Here is a 20,433-nt window from a genome sequence, read left to right on the forward strand (position 1 = left end):
ATTTATTGAATGAAAAGAAAGCCTCCTATTTATTGGAGGCTTTCTCATTAACGACATTTTTTCCCCGCAGCTTCATAGTAAGGTGCTTTAGGTAAATTATGAATAGCTGGTGCTGCTGCTATTAATATTGCTAATGCTTGTTCAGGTGTGAGCTTTAATGATTTATTCGCTTGTTTGTTATAGATATCATTTATATGGGGTATAGTATTTAAGTCTTCAGATAATTTAGTTATCATTTTTCGTCTCCTATATTGATAATGTTTTTCATGTTAGTATCAGATTTAATTAATTCATCATGTTTTATTTTTTATTAAGATTAATATCGTTTTACTGTGTATATTAATGCTAAGTACCAATTTGTTAATTCTTTTAAAGAAATAAAAAGTATACTTCCATCTTTATGAATATCACTAAATCCAAAAGTATTTATATAATAGTTTTTTAATTTTTTCATTAACAGGATTAATTAAGTATATACCATTACCCTCTATTCTTGTTAAAAATAATGTGATTAGTGAATACTTCATTATGTTTCCATTTATAATGCTATTACTTCTAGCAAAACTTTGTATTATTTCAATAGAAATGCAGTTATCAAATATATTGTAAGTACATATACATGTAGATTCAGGTTTGTTTATGATGCTGTTGTTAGGTAATGTTATGTATTTAAAACAAAAAATATAGCACTTATCATCATTTAAATAGTGTTCATAATTATTCCATGCTAAACAATATTGACTAATCATAGATCGAAAATGACATATTTTTAAATCATAATTATTCATTTTATTTATAAAAATAGGTCTGCTGGTTTTATTAAAGAAGTAATTTGTATCATTAATTGCTTTTTCACCTGCTTCTTTAACTGTAAGCTTTTTTCTTACCCTCACATATTTTTCCTTTGGTGAAATTAACTGAGGATTTATTATGCATAAATTAAATAAGGTATTTTTTGTTAAATATTTTTTCTATGTTGGTATTCAGTATTTATTTTTTGTAAATTTAGCCGAATTCATTTTTATTTTAACTCTAATCACATTTATTTTTTTAATTTAATACAATAAGAATTAAATTATTAATATTTACAGGTAAGAATGGAGTGATATGATTTTCTTCGATGATTTAAAAGCTTCTTTAGAAGCAGCTGTAAAAATGGCGATAAAAAGGTATCGAGAGTGACTCACTTTAATGTTGCTGATGTAAAAGAGATTAGAGAGTTGCTTAGCGTTTCACAAAGTGAGTTTGTAATTGATAAAAACCCGCATTCTTGAATATTCTTCTTCTCTTATTTGATTTTTTCTTTTTTGATAATTTATCCTCGAAATTATTTACTACAACTTTCATTTAGTAAAAATACCGATCTAAATTTGTTAATAATTGTGTTATTTATGTTTTGTTTTTGTTTCTGTTCTGAAATTTAATTACATATCAAGCAAAATAAAGGTGATTTTTCGCACGAATTGAGTGGTCTGATCAGTAGTAAAATTTCATCAAATGAGGTAAAATTTCAGTTATCAAATTAATCTCTATACAGGAGAGCACTATGCCAGCTTATAACGAATATACAAAAAAACATGTTTTAGCCCGTCGTACTGGTGCTGTTGCGCTAGGTGTTGTGGCATTTCCTGTTATGATTTTCCATCCTAAACGCGCACAATTTTATAGCTATATACACCGTGTATGGTCTAAAACAAGTGATAAACCAGTTTGGCTGGCAAAATCGGAAGTGGCGCTAAATAGTCACAAATAACAGAATATTAAGATAACGCCTACAAAAGTAGGCGTTATTTTTATCCCTTTTTAAGCACTTTTCTGATGCGACCTTCTTGTTTTTTCTTATCCTCAAATAATCTTCAATTTTTACGTTACAATAAACAATAATGAGTCATTTAAACGAATGCCATTAACCTATTGCTATTTATCTTATTGTTATATAAATAGTGGCATTCGTGATAACAGGGAAATAAATGAAATGAAGAATACTGATCTGGAATTAGTGATTAATGAGAAGTTAAGTATTGAGAACTTTCAAGATTATGCGCCTAATGGACTTCAAGTCGAAGGCCGCCCTCATATTCAAAAAATAGTAACGGGTGTGACTGCAAGCCAAGCATTACTTGATGAAGCTGTGCGATTAAACGCTGATGCAATTTTAGTACACCACGGTTACTTTTGGAAAAATGAGCCCGTTGTTATTCGTTCAATGAAGCGCAACCGCTTAAAGACATTACTTTGTAATGACATTAATCTTTTTGGTTATCACCTGCCGTTAGATGCTCACCCTATTTTAGGTAACAATGCTCAATTAGCGTTAAAAATGGGCGTTAAAGTTGAAGGTGAAATATTACCGTTAGTACCTAAAGGTGTGTTTGATTTACCTTTAACGCCAACTGAATTAAAAGAACGTTTAGAAAAAGCGTTACAACGCAATGTATTGCATTGCGGTGATAATGCTCCTGAAACTATTCGTAATATTGCTTGGTGTACGGGCGGCGGACAGGGCTTTATTCAAGATGCTGCAGAGCAAGGTGTAGATGCTTTTGTGACAGGTGAAGTCTCAGAACAGACTATTCATATCGCAAGAGAAATGGGCGTTCATTTCTTTGCAGCTGGTCATCATGCAACAGAGCGTTATGGTATTAAAGCATTAGGTGAATGGCTTGCTCAAACACATCACTTCGATGTGACATTTGTTGATATTGATAATCCAGCGTAAGCCTACTTATTCTTATTTTATAAGCTATCTCTCTAATTAAAGAGAGATAGCTTTTTTTGTATATATAAATCCCTCGGCTATGCTGGGGGATATTTATTACTCATTAAGCTGAATAGGCAATGGGCTTTGTAATTGTTGCAGATTATCGCATAGCCAAATTAACTGTAATAAAGCTTGAGAGTCACGAGTAGTTAATGCCAGGTAACGAGCTAATTGGTTGGCAATTAATGTCATTCCTAAATCGTCAGCAGTATGCTTGCTTATTTCTAACTGCTCTTTTTGCATTTCAGAAAGTAATTCCCGCCCAGTACATGCTTGGGCTTCTAATACAGACAAAATAGGGCGACAGAACTTTTGTGCTAATGTCGGTTCACTGTGATGCATTGCCGTTTGTTGCTTACGCTTAGCCATATATTCTTGAATACGACTAATAAATCCTGATTGTTTTTTCTTTCGTGGAAATTGGTCAAAATCGAGATAAAACATTTCAATGCCTTTTTCCGTTTTGAGCCAAAGAGTCGTTGGCAATAAATCCATATTTAAATCACGTCGAACAGGCTGAACAGTAACTGCTACTATCTCTAATTCTCGCTTAGTGAGATAACGTAATTCTTCCAGATTATTTTGCATTGTTCCTTCCCAATAAAGACGTAAGAAGGCTGAATTATCATGATTATCTGAAACATCCCAAATAACGCATTGCTCTATTTCATACCAAATTAATGGCTTATAGCTTTTGATATGTAAGACGAGAGGGGAAAGAAATCCTTCAGGTTGATTAGCAAAATAGTCTGGTAACTCTTGCCAATTGTTGATCCCTAATTCAGTTTGTAGATTGTGATAATCGGTAATATCAAGAAAATCAGCTTGGCTTTGTGCGAAGCTTTCGCCAATAGTTGCCAGTTTTCCTTCATCAGAAATACGTGGCTCTTGTAATACAAAAGGGCGACGCATTAATTTATCGGATGTTTGTTTCCATAACGACAAACTATTCCAAACACTATAACGATTAAATAGAGTATCAAGTTGATTAGGGCGTGCTTGAGTCGTTTGTAAGAGCTGTTTCTCTTCTTTATCCCAAAAGGTAAAGGTTGCTCCTAATGCACCACTTTGTGCCGTCCACCAATTTGCACCAACAGGGATAAGAGAGAGGCTGGTTTTTTTATCATCATATTGACGACGAAGTTGACCTCGTAACGCTTTTAACTGTTCTGGCGTCGCATTGGATAATTGAAATAGATAGGCTGAAATATGAGCCAGCAAGCGCAAGACATTGCTTTCATCCATAGTGAAATGTCTTTCTGCTAATAGTTTGACTTGAGTGCTTAATGTTCGTAAATAAGACGCTAAACGAGGTAAGCCTTCTGCTCGAGCGGACATATTCAATAAGTGCAATTGAGTGGCGCTGCTTAAGCTGATATGTGATAGCCCTTGGCGTAATAAATCATAAATAAATTGTTCAATCGTCGTAATTAACGCGGTTTCTTCTTCATTGAGAGGGCGCTTTGAAGATTGCACAATGATTAAATCTTCAGGCCAACTCCATAGTTGAGCATGTTGTTCAAATATTTTAGCCACAATAGCAAGGTGGAATGCTTTTTTCTGTGAGTCAGAAAAAGGTGATAACATGCCATCGTAGCCACTACCTTGTAAGAAAATAACAGGCTCATCAACATCAGGAAGTTGAATTTTTAATTGTGTCCCTGTGTCTTCTAAATTCAATGTTAGTGTTTCCCACTGCTCAACTAATTTAATCGCCATACGACAGGCTGGTTTTCCTGCTTTTTTGATTAATGCTTCAGGATCAAGAGTAAATAGCGTGGGTAACAGAGGTGCTATTTCAATGGGCTCCGCAATAGCTTCTGATGATGTTTCATCACTATTATCGTTACTTGAATTATCAGCATTATTATTAGCTTGTAGCCATAAAACAGCGGCTAAAATATGTTTGCAACAACCTGATGCAGAACAATCGCAACTAGCTTGTTGAATTCCTGCTTCGTGTAAAATAACATTTTGTCCATCACTACTAAATTGCCCAGTATTGGCATCAGTGAGAGAAACTTTTTCGTTATCAACATCTTTTTTGGCGCGTCTTAATAATCCTGCATTAGCAAATACAGTGAGCGCATCTTCATCGTAATGAAAGTAAACAGTTTGCCAACTCATTGCATTACCTCTGCCAACCATTGTGCGAAATGTTCAGGTGTTAACGCTGCAACTTGCATGCCTCTATCTGCAAGCTTTTGTGCAATTGCGGAGTCATAAGCAGGTTGAGCCTCATCATCAAGTGCTGCTAGACCTAATAATTTAACTTGTTGGCCATTAAGGCGTTGTGTGCAATCTAATAAGCGGTTTAATGAGCCACCTTCTTCAAAGTCACTGATAAGTGAAATAACCGTGCGTTTAGGGTTTTTGACCAAACTTTCACAGTATTGCATTGCGCCTGCAATATTAGTACCGCCACCCAATTGTATGGTCATTAAAACTTCAACGGGATCGTCTGCTAAATGCGATAAATCAACAACTTGGGTATCAAAAACCACTAAAGAGACATTAACCGCAGGCAAAGAGGCTAAAATGCTGGCACAAACAGCCGCATACATAATTGAGCTAGACATTGACGCACTTTGGTCAACACAAAGTATGACATCCCACGGAAAATGTTGTTGCATCCGTGAATTGAAGTAAGGAGTTTCAATCACTAAACGGCGATTTTTAGTATCGTAATGTTTTAAGTTTGCAGCGATGGTGGCACGCCAATCAAAGTTGCGACTATTAGGCACTAAAGAGCGTCTAAAACGATTACGGCGACCTGTTAATGATTGGCGAAAGTTATTGCGAATTTGACGCAAAATATCATCGACCACTTTACGAATAATCGTTTTAACCGCATCTCGCGTTTCTTCACTCATGCGTCCACGTAAACTTAATAATGTTTTCGCTAACGCTTTTGTTGGCTCCATCGCTTTTAACGTATTGGGATCTTTAAGAAAACTACTGATTTGGTAACGTTCAATAGCCTGTGATTGCATACGTTCAAAGGTGCTATTAGGGAATAGCTTACGCGCTTGATTTAGCCAGTTTACCGCAGTAAGTTGCGATGCATCGAGTGATCCATGACGCCCTCGTTCTTGGCGAAGACCTCGGCGCTGATATTCACGGCGATAGAGAAAGTCGAGTGTACGCTCAACTTTTAAATCATCAGCATTAAAAGTCGCTTGCCCAAGAGCATCATCAGCATATTGACCTAAAATCAGGCGCCAGCGTTTTGCTTGTTTCATTTTATCTTCAGGCACATCGTCATTATGCTGGCTCATGATTTATATCTCCTTTCTCTATTTTCTTAGCATCAAACCAAGAAATCATGCCTTGTTCCATTATTCGCTGTTGTAATTTTTGGTTGAGTTTAGTGGCTTCAAGCATCTGTTTAGCACTAAATTCTGACTGCCATAAGGATAATGCTTGCGTATCTAAACCAATATCGTTGGCAATATATTGCGCAAGCTCTGCATTTTGTTTGGGATTAAGTTGGCTAAAGGCAAAACGCAGATCAGGCAAGATCTGAATAAATCGTTCTTCATCCCATTGCTGTAACAAGGTATTTAAGTGATCAACCAATAACGGAAGGCGGATAACTAGCTCAGGTGCTGTTCGCATCATACCAACGAAATAGCCAATGGCATGTTCAGGAGAACTGCCGGTGCTAAAGGTTGTATTTAGCGTGGTAACTAACGTATTTTCATCAATATATGAACCTAAATAACGTAAGGCATCTACTGCACCTTTTAATAAAGGTACTGTATCTAATTGACCATCAAGGCGATTGAGTTGCTGATAGAAATCACTTTTATAATCATGCTGATTATTGAGCGATGGCATAAATTCAATCAATTCCCGTAAAGAGAGCAGGGCTTGTAAATTGCTTTCTTGTTGTTGTTCATCACCTTGAGCCAGTTGTTCTAAACAAAAGAAAGCTTGTGGAATAACTTGATGTAGGCGATTTTCAAGTGAAAGCTCATCAGTAATATCAAGATATTGGCGACCTCGCCATAAATGGATCAGTTTATGTCCGCACTGAGTTAGTGACTCAAGACGAAAATCTTGCTGAATATAGCTATCTAACAGTTTAAAGAGTGATGGAATGCGTTGGTGGAGTCCAATTAGTGCTGCTTGGATTAATAACGTAACCGCATTCTGGCTCGAACGGCTTTGCCCTTGCTCTTCAAGCTGTTTCTCCATAGATAGCAGCTTATTTAGAGCGATAGCTTCAAGTTGAGAGCCTTTCTCTGATAATGAAATCAGTTCACCTTCTACATTAGGTGTCCAGGCGTATTGCCACTCTTCAAATAATAGATCTAATTGATGACCAGAAAGAAAATCAGGACCATTTACACGGTGTGCAAAATGGATCTCCAAGAAAGCCAATAAATGTAAAAAACGACTTCTTAAGCGATGCTGCGGGTTACGATAAACATCGCATTTAGTTGTTTTTGCTAAAGTATCATCAAGTTTGAAACGAAAAGCTCTAGCTCGTTCATAGGTTTCATTAACTAAAGGAGGCGTTGCTGTACCTAATGGGATTTTACCTAAGAGATAACCTGAGAAACAGGTTTTGATTTCAGCCCATAATTCACTTTGGCTATCATCTAAGCTGCCTTTAATAAAGGCACTTTGTAAACCATCGAGCAAATCATAGCGACCTGTACCTGCGTGATCTCTTAATAAAGCAAGGCGTAAACTCTGTTCGGCTGCGAGTTTTACAGCTAAATAACTCGGTGGATTATCAAATTGTTTTTCTCTAATTGCCTGAGCCACTGAGCTTAGAAAAGCAATCCCCATTTTATTACGATAAACTGGAGTTGGCTGTTTGGCGACATCATTATTTTCCAATTTATCATGATGTTGTTGCATCAAACTTTGCCAAGCTTGTTGATAAAATGCAGGAGAAGGCATGCCAGAAGCATAACCATTAAGTGCATCTAGTCTGTCAAAACTGTAGCGAATAAGCCAAGCTTGTTCATTTTCACCCATTTTTTGCATTTTAGTGAACTGCTTTTGTTCTGTGCTAGAAATGGCGAAAGATTGAGATTGTGAATTAGCTAGGCCTTCAATTAGTGCAAGGGTATGGAATCCCCCTGTGACGATTACAATTTTGGCATTGGGTTCTTGCTGTTTGATGATTTGAATATGAGCGAGCATATGTGCTTCACGTTGTGAAGATCCTTCAGATTCAAGCACTTCAGGCTCATAATCAAGACGTGCAAGTGCGCACCAAATAAAGGTGTCATTAAAAAGTGTTTGCCAATCAGCTAAGGCTTCAATACTACGTAATTCAAAAAGATGCTCCCAAACATCATCATGATCACGACAGTGGCATTTTTTAGCTAATTGCGCGATAAACTGGCTATGCGCTAAATAACGTTCTTTTTGTAAGCTTCGACTTTGCGAGTCGCTATACTCTTCGTTATTAACTTGTGCAGCCCAAGGCAAATCAATAAAACGTGTTTTAGCATTGATGCGCAAACCACCCCGCAAAGCTTGCCATTCAGGCGAATATTCACAAAATGGAAAATAGGCAGAATGCAGTGATTTCTCACGCTCTTCTTGGTTACCATCATTATGCAAATACTCAGCTTGCCCCATAATCGCAACGGGAGGCAGGGTATCTTTATCTGTTAGGCTAGGAATAAGTGAATTAAAGGTATCTGGGCCTTCAATTAAAATATAGTCAGGTTTTACAGAATCAATTAATGATAAAACCGCATAAGCACAAGCAGGGCTATGGTGGCGTACAGGGGCAAAATAGAGATGTTGTTGCTGTAACGACGTCCATTTCAGTCGTGCTTGGTCAATTCTTTCTGGCAAAGGTATTGAAGGTAACGTCACCGTGTCGATCCCTTTTCTGGGTGAAAAGGCAGAGTAAGTTAACTCTGCCTTTAATAGATAAATAACGTATTTTAGTGCGTAGCCACGAGTTTTAGCGTTTTATTGCCAAAACTCTTTTGATGTATCAAAGAAAGCTTTCCATTCTTTACTGTTTCTTGCTCTCTCTCTAGCTACGTTGTCCATGTAATAACGAATACGCTTGATATCATCAGCATTGTCTTTTAATACAACACCGATTAATTGGCGGGCAATTGCGCCTGCATTCATCACTCCATCGCCTAAATAATGCGCTTCTAAGGCACAAGCGTAAGCAATATTCACAGCTTCTGCGGTTGACATAACCGCATCTGGTGTTTTGATATTACCGCCATCTTTCGTATTACCTGAGCGCAACTCTTGGAATGTTGTGACCAGTAATTCCACAACATCTGCTGGTACAGTGACTTCATTGGCTAAAGAGCCTAGTTCGTTCTCAAGCTGCGATTGGATCAGGCTGATTTCAAATGCAGGATCACGAATAGGTTTCACGGTTTCAAAGTTAAAACGGCGCTTTAGTGCAGCCGACATTTCATGAACACCGCGATCACGTAAGTTTGCTGTACCGATAAGGTTAAACCCCGGTTTTGCACTAATACGCGCACCATCACCCATTTCAGGGATCATCAATTGTTTCTCTGACATCAAAGAAACCAGCACATCCTGAATTTCAGGAGGACAACGAGTTATCTCTTCAAAGCGAACAATTTTGCCTTGTAACATACCTTGATAAAGCGGCGATCCCACTAAAGCGCGTTCTGTTGGGCCTTCTGCTAATAGCAATGCATAGTTCCAAGAATACTTAATGTGATCTTCTGTTGTGCCAGCAGTTCCTTGGATGGTTAATCCTGAATCACCACTGATGGCAGCAGCGAAAAGCTCTGAGAGCATCGATTTTGCCGTACCCGGTTCACCAACCAGCATTAAACCTTGTTTACCCAATAATGTGACAATTGCACGATCAACCAACGCATCATCGCCGAAAAACTTAGGTGTGATGCTTAATGCATCATCACCTAAAATAAATTGGCGTACAGCACGAGGAGAGCGAAGCCATCCTTGTGGTTTAGGATTATTAACATCAGCTTTTGTTAAACGCTCTAGCTCTTGAGCAAATCGAACCTCAGCACTTTCCCTAATTGCTTGTTGATCTGCGGGTGCTTTTTTAGCCATATTCTTTCCTAATTATCCCTATCTTTTACCAAGGTGTTTTCTTTTCCCATTCAGGATCAAATCCTGCGCAAGCTTCAGCGACTTTTAGATAATCCGCATAGCTTTCTGCTAATAGAATCGGTGGTACATTTTTTAGCTCAACATTATTGCGATCCCAGTAATTCTGCTGATTTTTCTCAAAGCTTAAATCAAATAATACAGCTGGAATATTTTCTTCTGGAACATAGCTACCACTGAAACCGATATTGACGTAGTAGTTTAAACTAGAGAAGAATTTGTAATAATGAGAGAACGAGCCACCATCTTCTGCTGGGCCTCGTTGATAACCCATTTTGGTTAAAATACCGCGTAAAGTGAAGGTGTCTGTGATCCAACCTTTTCTATCTTCCACTTCAGTTTGTTTCAGATCTAATTCTGGGATCTTATGCTCCATTTGAGAGAACAAGAATTTCACTTTGTAATCTTTAAAGTGAGCGATCCATGCCTTACGTTCATCTTCATTGACCAATGCTGCGTGAGCAAGTTGGATCAACGAATCGTTTTGTAAAGTCACTTCATCATCTTCAAGATCAAGCAATGCACCGTCATCAGAAGGGCGGAATGTATTGATAACCTTGCCATCTTTCACTTCTTGCCAAACCAGTTGTTCAATCAGTTTATGCATGATTGGATGAGCTAAGATATATTCTTGCCAATCCGCGCTTAACCACTGACGTTGAGCACACATGGCTTCATATAAGCGTACACTTTGCAATTCAATAACTTGTTTGAGTTCTTTTTTACTTGAAGTGAAAAGTTTTTTCGCTTCTTTAATCAGCTCCGCATCATCATTTTTGCGCGCTGCAGGTAACGCTTTAACTTCTTTGCCTTCTGGATTAAACAGAACAAGTTTTTGTTTTGCATCCATTTTTGCAGTGAAAATACGTTCACCATATTCCAACACTAATGTTCCGGTATCATCAAAACCTGCGGTTGGAATAGTTCTATCGGCTAATTCATCTGCACTCCAGCCATTACGCTCCGCGATTTGCGTGACTAAATTACGAGCTTTTTCCTGAACAGATGCCGTGCGATAACGGCGTGATAGTGAAAGAAGAAGCTGAATGATAATTGGATCATTGCTTGATGCTACAGCATCAATCATGGCTTCAATTTGAGCTCGGCGCTGATAGTGATCACGCATATAGTTACGTAATACAGATACTGCAACATGACCTTCAATGCCGCAGATAAGCGCTAACATACCTTTATCACTGATTGCAGAGCCTAAATAACGACGTAATACCTCATTTTTAATCTCTTCAATCACTTGTTCTAATGTGAAGTTTTCATATTTAGCATAATATTCAGGATAACGTTTAGCCCAGTTTTGATAATTACTTAAACGCCCCGGCGCTTCACGTTGTGCTTCTACCATTGCTTCTTCCAGTGATGGACCTTTAATATCCTGAGCAACAAAGGTATGCAGAATAAAGCTTGAAAGTTTATGTTGGCTATCTGTAGAAAGTAGGCCGATATAACGTTGTAATAGTGCGTTGCCTCCAGGCATTTTTAGTTTTACTGCCAGAATAATCCACCAACGAATAATCGCTGGATCAACCGCTTTCTTGTTTTCCCATGTTAATGCAGGGATTGCCTCAAAATTAAACCAAGCAAGGCTCGCTGGTGCTTTGGCTTTAAGGCCTTTTTCAGCTTCTGCTAATAACGTTTTTGGCGATAAGTAGATCGAAATATCTTCGCCTAACTGCTTTAATGCAGTGAGTAAAGAGGCTCGTACTACTTCGCGTTTCTCTTTTTTCAATAAGGCATTAAGCGCAGGTAAGGAGTCCGGATTATTTAAGCGAGCTAACCATTCAATGGCTGTAACACGGATCTCTTGTTTACTTGAGGTTAATCCTTCTTGTGCACTTAAATGAATATTAGGCAGTGTTTCTAATAATTTTTGTGCGGAAACGCGGTGCGTTTTATTTTCACCTAATGCCAATTCCATGATGCGCGGAACAAATTGTGCAGGAATTGTTGGGAAACGTCCTAATACTTCAATTCCTTGTGAAATCTCAAATTGGCGATAGCGATGTTCGCTTTGGTTTGGCATTAAGTTTAGTGCTTCTGCGATATAATCAGTATGTTGAGAAAAGAAAGGCCAAACTTGTTCCGGTTTACGAAAACGGCGTAAGCCATCTTGATAAGATTCTAAGCATAGTGCTGCTGTGACACGGGCTGCGCGTTTGAAGCTACATCTTTCTAATACATTTTCAACTTGTCGTAATTCAATATCACTAAATAAACGCTCTGGAATATCACCATTAAAGTAGTGAGAGGAGAAGTGATCGGCATGTTGGCGGTTGTTGGTTATCACACGTACAGCATGGAAGAATGTGTATTCTGGCAAATTAGGAATACGATTTTTGTGTTTAATAATTTGGATTTCATTCGACTGAATAGTGCCTTGCCCACTGTTGAGCTTATCAACTAATGCACGACATTGTTTTTCATTAATCTTAGATAAATCTTTATAATGACGCTGTGCCCAATTATAAGAGTGCTTCGATGTTTTATTTTCTTCAATTTCGCGTTCAGCATTTTCTTTCGCTTTAGCTAACATCTCATTGAAGTTATTGACCATAATATCACGGGCACTATCGGGTAATGGTGTATCTTCTAATGGTGTAAAATCAGGTGCTTCGATGGCATCAACGGTGTTTGCGTTATCAGCAACGCTAAAACGTTGTAGAGCACTTTCAATGCTCTTGATGACCGCTTTTGAGGTTTCATGTTTTAACGCTTCTTCAAGTACATCACGGTTTTCACCTTGGCGAGCAAATAAATCAGCCGCTTGTGTACGTTGTTTTGGTGTACCGTTCATTAAAACATGGGTTAAATTTTCTTTTACAATTTCAGCCGGTAAGGTATTCAAAATAGGTTCTGCGGCTTTTTTCACTGTTTTTAAACTGCTGGTGGCAAGTAAAACAATAATATCTGCAAAAGTATCGCGTAATATCGTATTTTTGTTTAGATAGTTAATTAGCTCAACTAAACCATTTGCTGACAGTTTTTCAACTAATTCCGTTCTAATAAATTCTTGATGTGAAAGTAGATAATCTTTTAAATCATGAAGTTCATAAATACGCTTAAGATTAGAAGCATAATATTCAGAGATATCTTTTCTATCGAATACTGCGAATAATGCATTTTCGCCTGGAATATTGGCCTCTGCTTCGACCATATTAGCGATAAATTCCATACTCCAATGTTTACGATGTTCTAAATTAAGATTACGTGCATTATCATAAGTGGTGTAAAACGCATCAACTAACAGGTAAATAACCCAAGTTGGCACTTCAGTTGTTGTCACTTTGATATTGATATCTTGGCATGCAGCTGCAATGACTTTTGCATAACGAGCGACTTGTTCTAAAGAAAAGCTTTCGCCAATTTTAGAGTAAAGCTTATGACGGGCATTCAGACCTTGGGTGATAACTTTACTATATTTTCCTGTATCAACATTACTGGCATACCACCATTCTAATGTTCCTGCGCGATGAAAATAAACGGCTGCTTTTGCTGCATCCAGTTTATTTAATTCAAAAAGAATTTCAGGGTTTTTACCTGTAAGTATATAATTTAATGTACGTTTAGGTAACTCTTCATCAAATATAGCAAGCAGTACAAGAGATTCTTGGAGATATTTCTCAGTAATATCGACGTCTTTTTTCCCAAAAATAGGGAAAATGTCTAAGATTTTTTTTATCACGCCAGTTCCTTAAGCTATGTATGGATAAACAGTTTTTTTTACCATGAAATAGCGAAACGAACAATTTGATTATCACTGTTGGAAACGAAGGTAAGATATATCATTTGTTAAATTTATAGATATAAACGCTAAAAAAGCTAACCTAGCTTTATTAATATTCAATTCTGCAATATATAAAACGCTATATTAGGAAAAAGTGCTGAAAATGAAGAAGTGATAATAAAGGCGTTTTTTGTGGTATTTGAAAAATTTAAGAATTGTCTGTTTAAGAAAATAGGTATTAACCCTTAGCTAAATTGATTGAAAAATTAACAGCAAAAAGAGCAAAAAAAAGAGCCCACATTAAACATAAGGAGCTCTTTTAGATTTATTATTTTGTCGTTTGACGAGAAAAAGAGAGTAGCAATGAACCTAGACTACAAATTAGTAAAGTGATTGCTAAACTTTGTCCCCATCCAGCAAGTGCAAGCCCGCCACCAATTAACAAATAGTAGAATAAGCCTAATAATGCTCCCGCAGTACCTAAACGATCTTTATACCGTGCTAATGCTGTGGCTAAGATATTTGGAATAGCAATGCCATAAGCAATAACACTCGTCATCATTGGGATAATAAAGCTAATGTGGTCACGTAAAAAATAAACACCCGCAGCACTAACTAATGCAATAAAGCTGGCAAGTAAAACTAATTTTCCACATGACCAATGATGATTTAATAATGCTTTATTAATATAAGAGCCAATACCGACACCTATTGCTAACACAATGCCACTATATCCAAAGGTGCTTGCGCTATATCCTTGTTTATCAAACATAAAAGGAGCTAATTGATAATAAGCAAAAAGGCTGATATTAAAAAAGGCAATTAATAATACAGTTTTAGCAATTTGCTTATCCTTAAGCATTTTTATTGCAGTTTCTCCTAACGGTGCTGTTTTTATTGTTTCAGGGCGGCTTTCAGGTAAAGCAAAAGCACTCCATAACAGTAAAATCACAGCCAAGAGAGCTAGGCCACTAAATACTCCTTGATAACCTGTATAGCTGACTAACAATGAACCACTTAACATACCTATTGCTGGGCTTAATGCGATAGCGGCTCCCATCACTGAGAATACTTTTGCTAACTCATCACCACTATAGACATCACGCATAATGGTTTGTGTACCTACTGATCCTACCGCAGCACCAAAAGCGGAAAGCATACGCAATCCAAGTAATATTGAAAAATCTTGTGTCATGAAAACACCAAGACAAGCAATAGCGTAAATAAACAATCCAGCTAACATTGTCGGACGACGACCAATGACATCACATAACCGACCCCATATAATGACCCCCAATGCAAACGCAAAGAAATAGAGCGAAAGTGTTTGCCCAGCTTCGTTTGCACTGACATGAAAGCCGTTTGCAATATCAGTAAGTGCTGGGCTATAAATGGTTTCTGCAATTTGTGGAAACATCATTAACGCAATTGCTAACCATAAAGAGAGTTTTTTGTTCATCTTTTTATCCTACATCCTTAAATCTTGATGAGCAGAATACAGAGATAATGAATGTCTTGTTATAAACATAAAGACATATTATTTTTCAAATAGGACAAGTGATGGCTTGGCTTAATCAATACGACCACTTTGTGCCAGAAGAGCATCTTGCATCAGTTGTGGGTATTGCAGCAGAAATGGGAAAGCACGATTCAGGATTTCATTCTCATGATAGAGGGCAATTATTATTTACGCAGTCAGGATGTATGCGAATTACTATAGCCTCTCGGGTCTCTGTTTTACCCCCTATGAGAATTGCGTGGATCCCCGCAAAATTGGAACATCGAGTCGAAATGTATGCATCTGTGGGATATCGCTCTGTTTATATTTCCGATAAATATCATGATAAATTTCCAAGTGAGAGTGAGATATTTACGCTTTCTCCTCTTTTGCGAGAAATTCTTGAGCGTATTTCAGTGGCTGATTTTGATACACAATGGGAAGAAGGGCGTTATGCGAATCTATTAGCTGTTTTCTTTGATGAAATCACGCAGGCTCAGCGACAACCCAATCATTTATTTATGCCGAAAGATAGGCGATTAAAGCGTTTATCATTTGATGATTTGCCTCCACCGTTACAAGAAATGGCGAAATATGTGGGAGCGAGTGAAAAAACGATCACGCGTTTATTTTATAAAGAAACAGGCTTAAGTTATCAGCAATGGCGTCAACAGTGGCGATTAATGAAAGCCATTGAATTATTAGCTACCCATCATCGCTATATTGATATTAGCCAGGTATTAGGATTTGCCAGTGATAGTGCCTTTATTACCTTTTTTAAAAAAATGACAGGGCAAACACCGCAAGAATATTTGAAAAGCTGATTGAATTTTATCGATAACTTTAAAATATAAAGCCCCGATTTAAGCGGGGCTTATTAAGATAATTAATAAAATTCAATTATTTCTTTTTAATTTCACTTTTGAAATTGCGCTCATCATAACCAGTATAAAGCTGACGAGGACGCGCAATTTTCAGACCATCTTCGTGCATTTCATTCCAGTGAGCAATCCAGCCAATTGTACGTGCAATAGCAAAAATAACAGTAAACATATTGGATGGAATACCTAACGCTTTAAGGATAATACCAGAGTAGAAGTCAACGTTAGGGTACAGTTTTTTCTCAATAAAATACGGGTCGTTTAAGGCAATACGTTCTAATTCCATTGCCACTTCAAGTAAGCTGTCGTTGAGGTTTAATTCTTTTAACACTTCATGACAGGTTTCACGCATTACTGTTGCACGAGGATCGTAGTTTTTGTAAACACGGTGACCAAAGCCCATTAAACGGAAGGAATCATTTTTATCTTTTGCACGTTTAATAAATTCAGGAATGTGTTCAACCGTTTTAATTTCTTCCAACATACGTAGACAAGCTTCGTTAGCACCACCGTGCGCTGGTCCCCAAAGTGACGCGATACCCGCTGCAATACATGCAAATGGGTTTGCACCAGAAGAACCCGCAGTACGTACAGTTGAGGTTGACGCATTTTGTTCGTGATCGGCGTGAAGGATGAAAATTCTATCCATTGCGCGTTCAAGTACTGGGTTAACGACATACTCTTCGCATGGTGTTGCAAACATCATATGCAAGAAGTTACCTGCATAGGAAAGGTCATTTCTTGGATAAACGAAAGGTTGACCAATCGAGTATTTGTAACACATCGCTGCCACTGTTGGCATTTTTGATAGTAGGCGATAAGCCGTTATATCGCGGTGAACTGGATTACTAACATCCAATGCATCGTGATAGAACGCAGCTAAAGCCCCTGTAACACCACACAGTACTGCCATTGGGTGTGAGTCACGACGGAAACCATTGAACAGTCGGGTAATTTGTTCATGGATCATGGTGTGACGAGTTACAGTGGTTTTAAATTTATCGTATTGCTCCTGTGTTGGTGCTTCACCGTACAGAAGGATATAACAGACTTCCAAGTATGTTGATTCAGTCGCTAATTGTCCGATAGGGAAACCACGGTGAAGTAAGATACCGTTATCACCATCAATAAAAGTGATTTTTGACTCACAAGAGGCGGTTGAGGTAAAGCCGGGATCATAGGTGTAATAACCTTTGGAGCCGAGAGTACGAATATCAATAACTTTGGAACCGAGTGTAGGGGATAGAACGTCCAAGTCTACAGATGTTTCAGCAATCGTTAGCTTAGCTTTGTTATCAGCCATTTATAATCTCCTTAGCGCTTATATGTCTCCTAACAAAGTCGAGGGTATCTTCATAAAGATGCACTTCGATAGTGAAACTATAGTTGATGTAAGGTACCCAGCCGAGTTTTATTTAATGCCCGTAATGTCTAGGTCTATAGTGTGTCACTTATGTTAAGGAGCTTTTGATGTTATGTTTTTTAGGTGCTTTTTTATGCAATGCACTTAGAATTAGTACTGCTATCACTTTTACATAAGTTTGAGGTTTCTGGAAGCGTGTTTGCGCACAAAAAAAACATAAACATTAAAATAATGCAGTAAATGTAAGAAAAATGTTGTGTATGTGTCAAAAATGATAATCATTTTTGCATCGGATGTATTAAATAGTGATCCCTCTCACTGTTCGAGGCAAATGTCGGGCACACAAGTTGTGTGGTAATTGTAATAAGTTTGTGAAGCACTTATACTGCGCGCAGGTCTCCGGAACCGTTGTTGTATGGAGAACCAGCGTAACGAATCCACACTTTTTGTAAAATAGACGGATTTAACATTTTACTTAAAATGTGCCTTTGTACCCCATTCGCTGTTTGATTTCCATCCAGGTCCGGAGGAAGGAAAAATTATAAAAGCTGTGTGGGCATAAATTGTGAAAAAACAAAGACCTGTCAATCTGGATTTACAGACGATACAGTTTCCACTCCCTGCTATCGCATCGATCTTGCATCGTGTCTCTGGGGTTATCATGTTAGTCGCAGTTGGCATCTTACTGTGGTTACTTGGCACCTCTCTCTCCTCTCCTGAAGGATTTCAGCAAGCTGCTGAAATTATGACTGGCTTCTTCGCGAAATTTATTTTGTGGGGCATCCTAACAGCATTGGCGTATCACATTTGTGGTGGTATTCGTCATATGTTAATGGACTTCGGCTTTATTGATGAAACCTTGATTGTAGGTCGCAATTCAGCGGCAGCATCAATGGTTATTACAGTAATTTTATCAATATTGGCGGGGGTATTAGTATGGTAAGTAATTCTTCTACTTTAGGCCGTACTGGCATACAGGATTGGTTATTCCTTCGTGCCTCAGCCATTATTATCGTTTTATACGTTCTTTATCTTGTGGGATTTATTGCTACAACAGAAATAACCTATGAGGTATGGCGCGGATTCTTTAGCTCATCCTTAACCAAAGTGTTCACCATCTTGACTCTGCTTTCTATTCTTATTCACGCGTGGATCGGAATGTGGCAAGTGTTAACGGACTATATTAAACCGCTGGCATTACGTCTGACTTTACAACTGATTATTGTTGTTGCGCTGTTGGTTTATCTTATTTATGGAACAATTGTGGTGTGGGGTGTGTAATGAATCTGCCAGTAAGAGAGTTTGATGCTGTTGTTATTGGTGCGGGTGGCGCAGGTATGCGTGCCGCTTTACAGATTTCTCAAATGGGTCTGTCTTGTGCACTGATTTCTAAAGTTTTTCCTACTCGTTCTCATACTGTTTCCGCTCAAGGTGGTATCACTGTTGCACTCGGTAATACCCATGAGGATAACTGGGAATGGCACATGTACGATACGGTAAAAGGTTCCGACTATATTGGTGACCAAGACGCTATCGAATATATGTGTAAAACCGGCCCTGAAGCAATTTTAGAGCTGGAACATATGGGACTCCCGTTTTCTCGTCTAGATGATGGCCGTATTTATCAACGTCCATTTGGTGGTCAGTCAAAAAACTTTGGTGGTGAACAAGCTGCACGTACAGCTGCTGCCGCTGACCGTACTGGGCATGCATTGTTACATACCCTTTATCAGCAAAATTTAAAAAATCACACAACCATCTTTTCAGAGTGGTATTCACTGGATTTAGTGAAAAACCAAGATGGCGATATTGTCGGTTGTACTGCAATCTGCATCGAAACGGGTGAAGTCGTTTATTTCAAAGCAAACGCCACGATTTTAGCGACTGGCGGTGCGGGGCGTATTTACCAGTCAACTACAAATGCGCATATCAACACCGGTGATGGTGTAGGCATGGCGGTTCGCGCAGGTGTTCCTCTGCAAGATATGGAAATGTGGCAATTCCACCCAACTGGTATTGCGGGTGCAGGTGTGTTAGTAACTGAAGGTTGTCGTGGTGAAGGCGGATATCTGTTGAATAAAGACGGTGAACGCTTTATGGAACGTTATGCACCAAACGCCAAAGACCTTGCTGGTCGTGATGTGGTTGCACGTTCAATCATGATTGAAATTCGTGAAGGTCGTGGTTGTGATGGCCCTTGGGGTCCTCATGCGAAATTGAAACTCGACCATCTGGGTAAAGAAGTTCTTGAGTCTCGTTTACCGGGTATTCTTGATCTTTCTCGTACTTTCGCACACGTTGACCCAGTTAAAGAGCCAATCCCTGTTATACCTACATGTCACTATATGATGGGTGGTATTCCAACAAAAGTAACGGGTCAAGCTATTCGTGTGAACGAGAAAGGCGAGGACGTTGTTATTCCTGGATTGTTCGCAGTCGGTGAAATTGCTTGTGTATCTGTTCATGGTGCAAACCGCTTAGGTGGTAACTCACTGTTAGACCTCGTGGTATTTGGTCGTTCAGCAGGGGTTCACTTAAAAGAGTCATTAATGGAACAAGGTACTATGCGTGATGCGAGCGATTCTGATGTTGAAGCTGCATTAACGCGCTTAAATCGCTGGGAAAACAACCGTTCTGGTGAAGATCCAGTTGAGATCCGTAAAGCACTGCAATCTTGTATGCAACATAACTTCTCGGTATTCCGTGAAGGTGATGCAATGGCTAAAGGCTTAGAAGAACTGAAAGTTATTCGTGAGCGCTTACAAAATGCACGACTGGATGATAATTCAAGTGAGTTTAATACACAGCGTATTGAGTGCTTAGAATTAGACAACCTGATGGAAACTGCTTATGCCACTGCGGTGTCTGCAAACTTCCGTACAGAAAGTCGTGGAGCTCATAGCCGTTTCGATTTCCCAGAGCGTGATGATGCGAACTGGTTATGTCATACATTATATCAACCGCAAACCGAAACAATGACACGACGTGAAGTCAATATGCAGCCAAAACTGCGTGAAGCCTTCCCACCAAAAGTGCGTACATATTAATTAGCGGTGTTATTGAAGTTGCGGAGACTTA

14 protein-coding genes are annotated in these 20,433 nt (G+C 38.4%); 6 read left to right on the top strand and 8 right to left on the bottom strand.

All coding sequences use genetic code 11. The annotated features are described in order from the left end of the window. Window positions 1-47: 47 nt before the first annotated feature. Complete coding sequence (locus DK857_RS11385) at window positions 48-236, bottom strand: hypothetical protein (protein WP_109402224.1); 189 nt, start codon at window positions 234-236, stop codon at window positions 48-50. A gap of 1,310 nt (window positions 237-1,546) precedes the next feature. On the opposite strand from DK857_RS11385, the gene DK857_RS11400 reads away from it, so the two are divergent. Together DK857_RS11400 and DK857_RS11405 are read left to right on the top strand one after the other, a co-directional pair. Next, on the top strand, window positions 1,547-1,753 hold the full coding sequence (locus DK857_RS11400; protein WP_036912074.1) for a YbfA family protein: 207 nt from the start codon (window positions 1,547-1,549) through the stop codon (window positions 1,751-1,753). A gap of 222 nt (window positions 1,754-1,975) precedes the next feature. Next, on the top strand, window positions 1,976-2,719 hold the full coding sequence (locus DK857_RS11405; RefSeq protein WP_075671627.1) for a type 2 GTP cyclohydrolase I: 744 nt from the start codon (window positions 1,976-1,978) through the stop codon (window positions 2,717-2,719). Window positions 2,720-2,815: 96 nt separating this feature from the next. Here DK857_RS11405 and DK857_RS11410 read toward each other — a convergent pair whose 3' ends face one another. The 6 genes from DK857_RS11410 to DK857_RS11435 form a co-directional block, all read right to left on the bottom strand. Continuing rightward, window positions 2,816-4,888 carry an SWIM zinc finger family protein gene (locus DK857_RS11410; RefSeq protein WP_109402226.1) on the bottom strand — a complete coding sequence of 691 codons (2,073 nt, stop codon included), beginning with the start codon at window positions 4,886-4,888 and terminating at the stop codon, window positions 2,816-2,818. Further along, window positions 4,885-6,039: a VWA domain-containing protein gene (locus DK857_RS11415; protein ID WP_109402227.1), complete on the bottom strand. Its 1,155-nt coding sequence runs from the start codon at window positions 6,037-6,039 to the stop codon at window positions 4,885-4,887. The genes DK857_RS11410 and DK857_RS11415 overlap by 4 nt, the downstream gene beginning before the upstream one ends. Then, on the bottom strand, window positions 6,026-8,608 hold the full coding sequence (locus tag DK857_RS11420; protein ID WP_109402228.1) for a DUF5682 family protein: 2,583 nt from the start codon (window positions 8,606-8,608) through the stop codon (window positions 6,026-6,028). Before DK857_RS11420 ends, DK857_RS11415 begins: the two co-directional genes overlap by 14 nt. Before the next feature lie 99 nt (window positions 8,609-8,707). Next, entirely contained in the window at window positions 8,708-9,817 is a 1,110-nt protein-coding gene (locus DK857_RS11425; protein ID WP_109402229.1) for an ATP-binding protein, read from the bottom strand. Between the two features lie 25 nt (window positions 9,818-9,842). After that, window positions 9,843-13,571, bottom strand: a complete 3,729-nt coding sequence (locus DK857_RS11430) for a DUF4132 domain-containing protein (protein ID WP_109402230.1) — start codon at window positions 13,569-13,571, stop codon at window positions 9,843-9,845. Between the two features lie 370 nt (window positions 13,572-13,941). Next, entirely contained in the window at window positions 13,942-15,072 is a 1,131-nt protein-coding gene (locus tag DK857_RS11435) for a multidrug effflux MFS transporter (RefSeq protein WP_109402231.1), read from the bottom strand. A 101-nt stretch (window positions 15,073-15,173) separates the two neighbouring features. Between DK857_RS11435 and DK857_RS11440 the strand changes: the two genes are divergently transcribed. Beyond that, a complete protein-coding gene (locus DK857_RS11440) occupies window positions 15,174-15,935 on the top strand; it encodes an AraC family transcriptional regulator (RefSeq protein WP_109393446.1) in 762 nt (253 codons plus the stop codon). Window positions 15,936-16,011: 76 nt separating this feature from the next. Here DK857_RS11440 and DK857_RS11445 read toward each other — a convergent pair whose 3' ends face one another. Further along, window positions 16,012-17,295 carry a citrate synthase gene (locus tag DK857_RS11445; protein ID WP_109393447.1) on the bottom strand — a complete coding sequence of 428 codons (1,284 nt, stop codon included), beginning with the start codon at window positions 17,293-17,295 and terminating at the stop codon, window positions 16,012-16,014. Between the two features lie 622 nt (window positions 17,296-17,917). On the opposite strand from DK857_RS11445, the gene sdhC reads away from it, so the two are divergent. Genes sdhC through sdhA form a run of 3 tightly spaced genes read left to right on the top strand, consistent with a single transcriptional unit; the run spans window position 17,918 to window position 20,402 of the window. Next, window positions 17,918-18,298: a succinate dehydrogenase cytochrome b556 subunit gene (sdhC, locus tag DK857_RS11450; protein WP_129586864.1), complete on the top strand. Its 381-nt coding sequence runs from the start codon at window positions 17,918-17,920 to the stop codon at window positions 18,296-18,298. Beyond that, on the top strand, window positions 18,292-18,636 hold the full coding sequence (sdhD, locus tag DK857_RS11455) for a succinate dehydrogenase membrane anchor subunit (protein WP_006537664.1): 345 nt from the start codon (window positions 18,292-18,294) through the stop codon (window positions 18,634-18,636). The genes sdhC and sdhD overlap by 7 nt, the downstream gene beginning before the upstream one ends. Continuing rightward, window positions 18,636-20,402 carry a succinate dehydrogenase flavoprotein subunit gene (sdhA, locus tag DK857_RS11460; protein ID WP_023581183.1) on the top strand — a complete coding sequence of 589 codons (1,767 nt, stop codon included), beginning with the start codon at window positions 18,636-18,638 and terminating at the stop codon, window positions 20,400-20,402. Before sdhD ends, sdhA begins: the two co-directional genes overlap by 1 nt. Window positions 20,403-20,433: the final 31 nt, after the last annotated feature.

It is taken from the genome of Proteus terrae (assembly GCF_003144325.1).
Lineage (GTDB): Bacteria > Pseudomonadota > Gammaproteobacteria > Enterobacterales > Enterobacteriaceae > Proteus > Proteus terrae.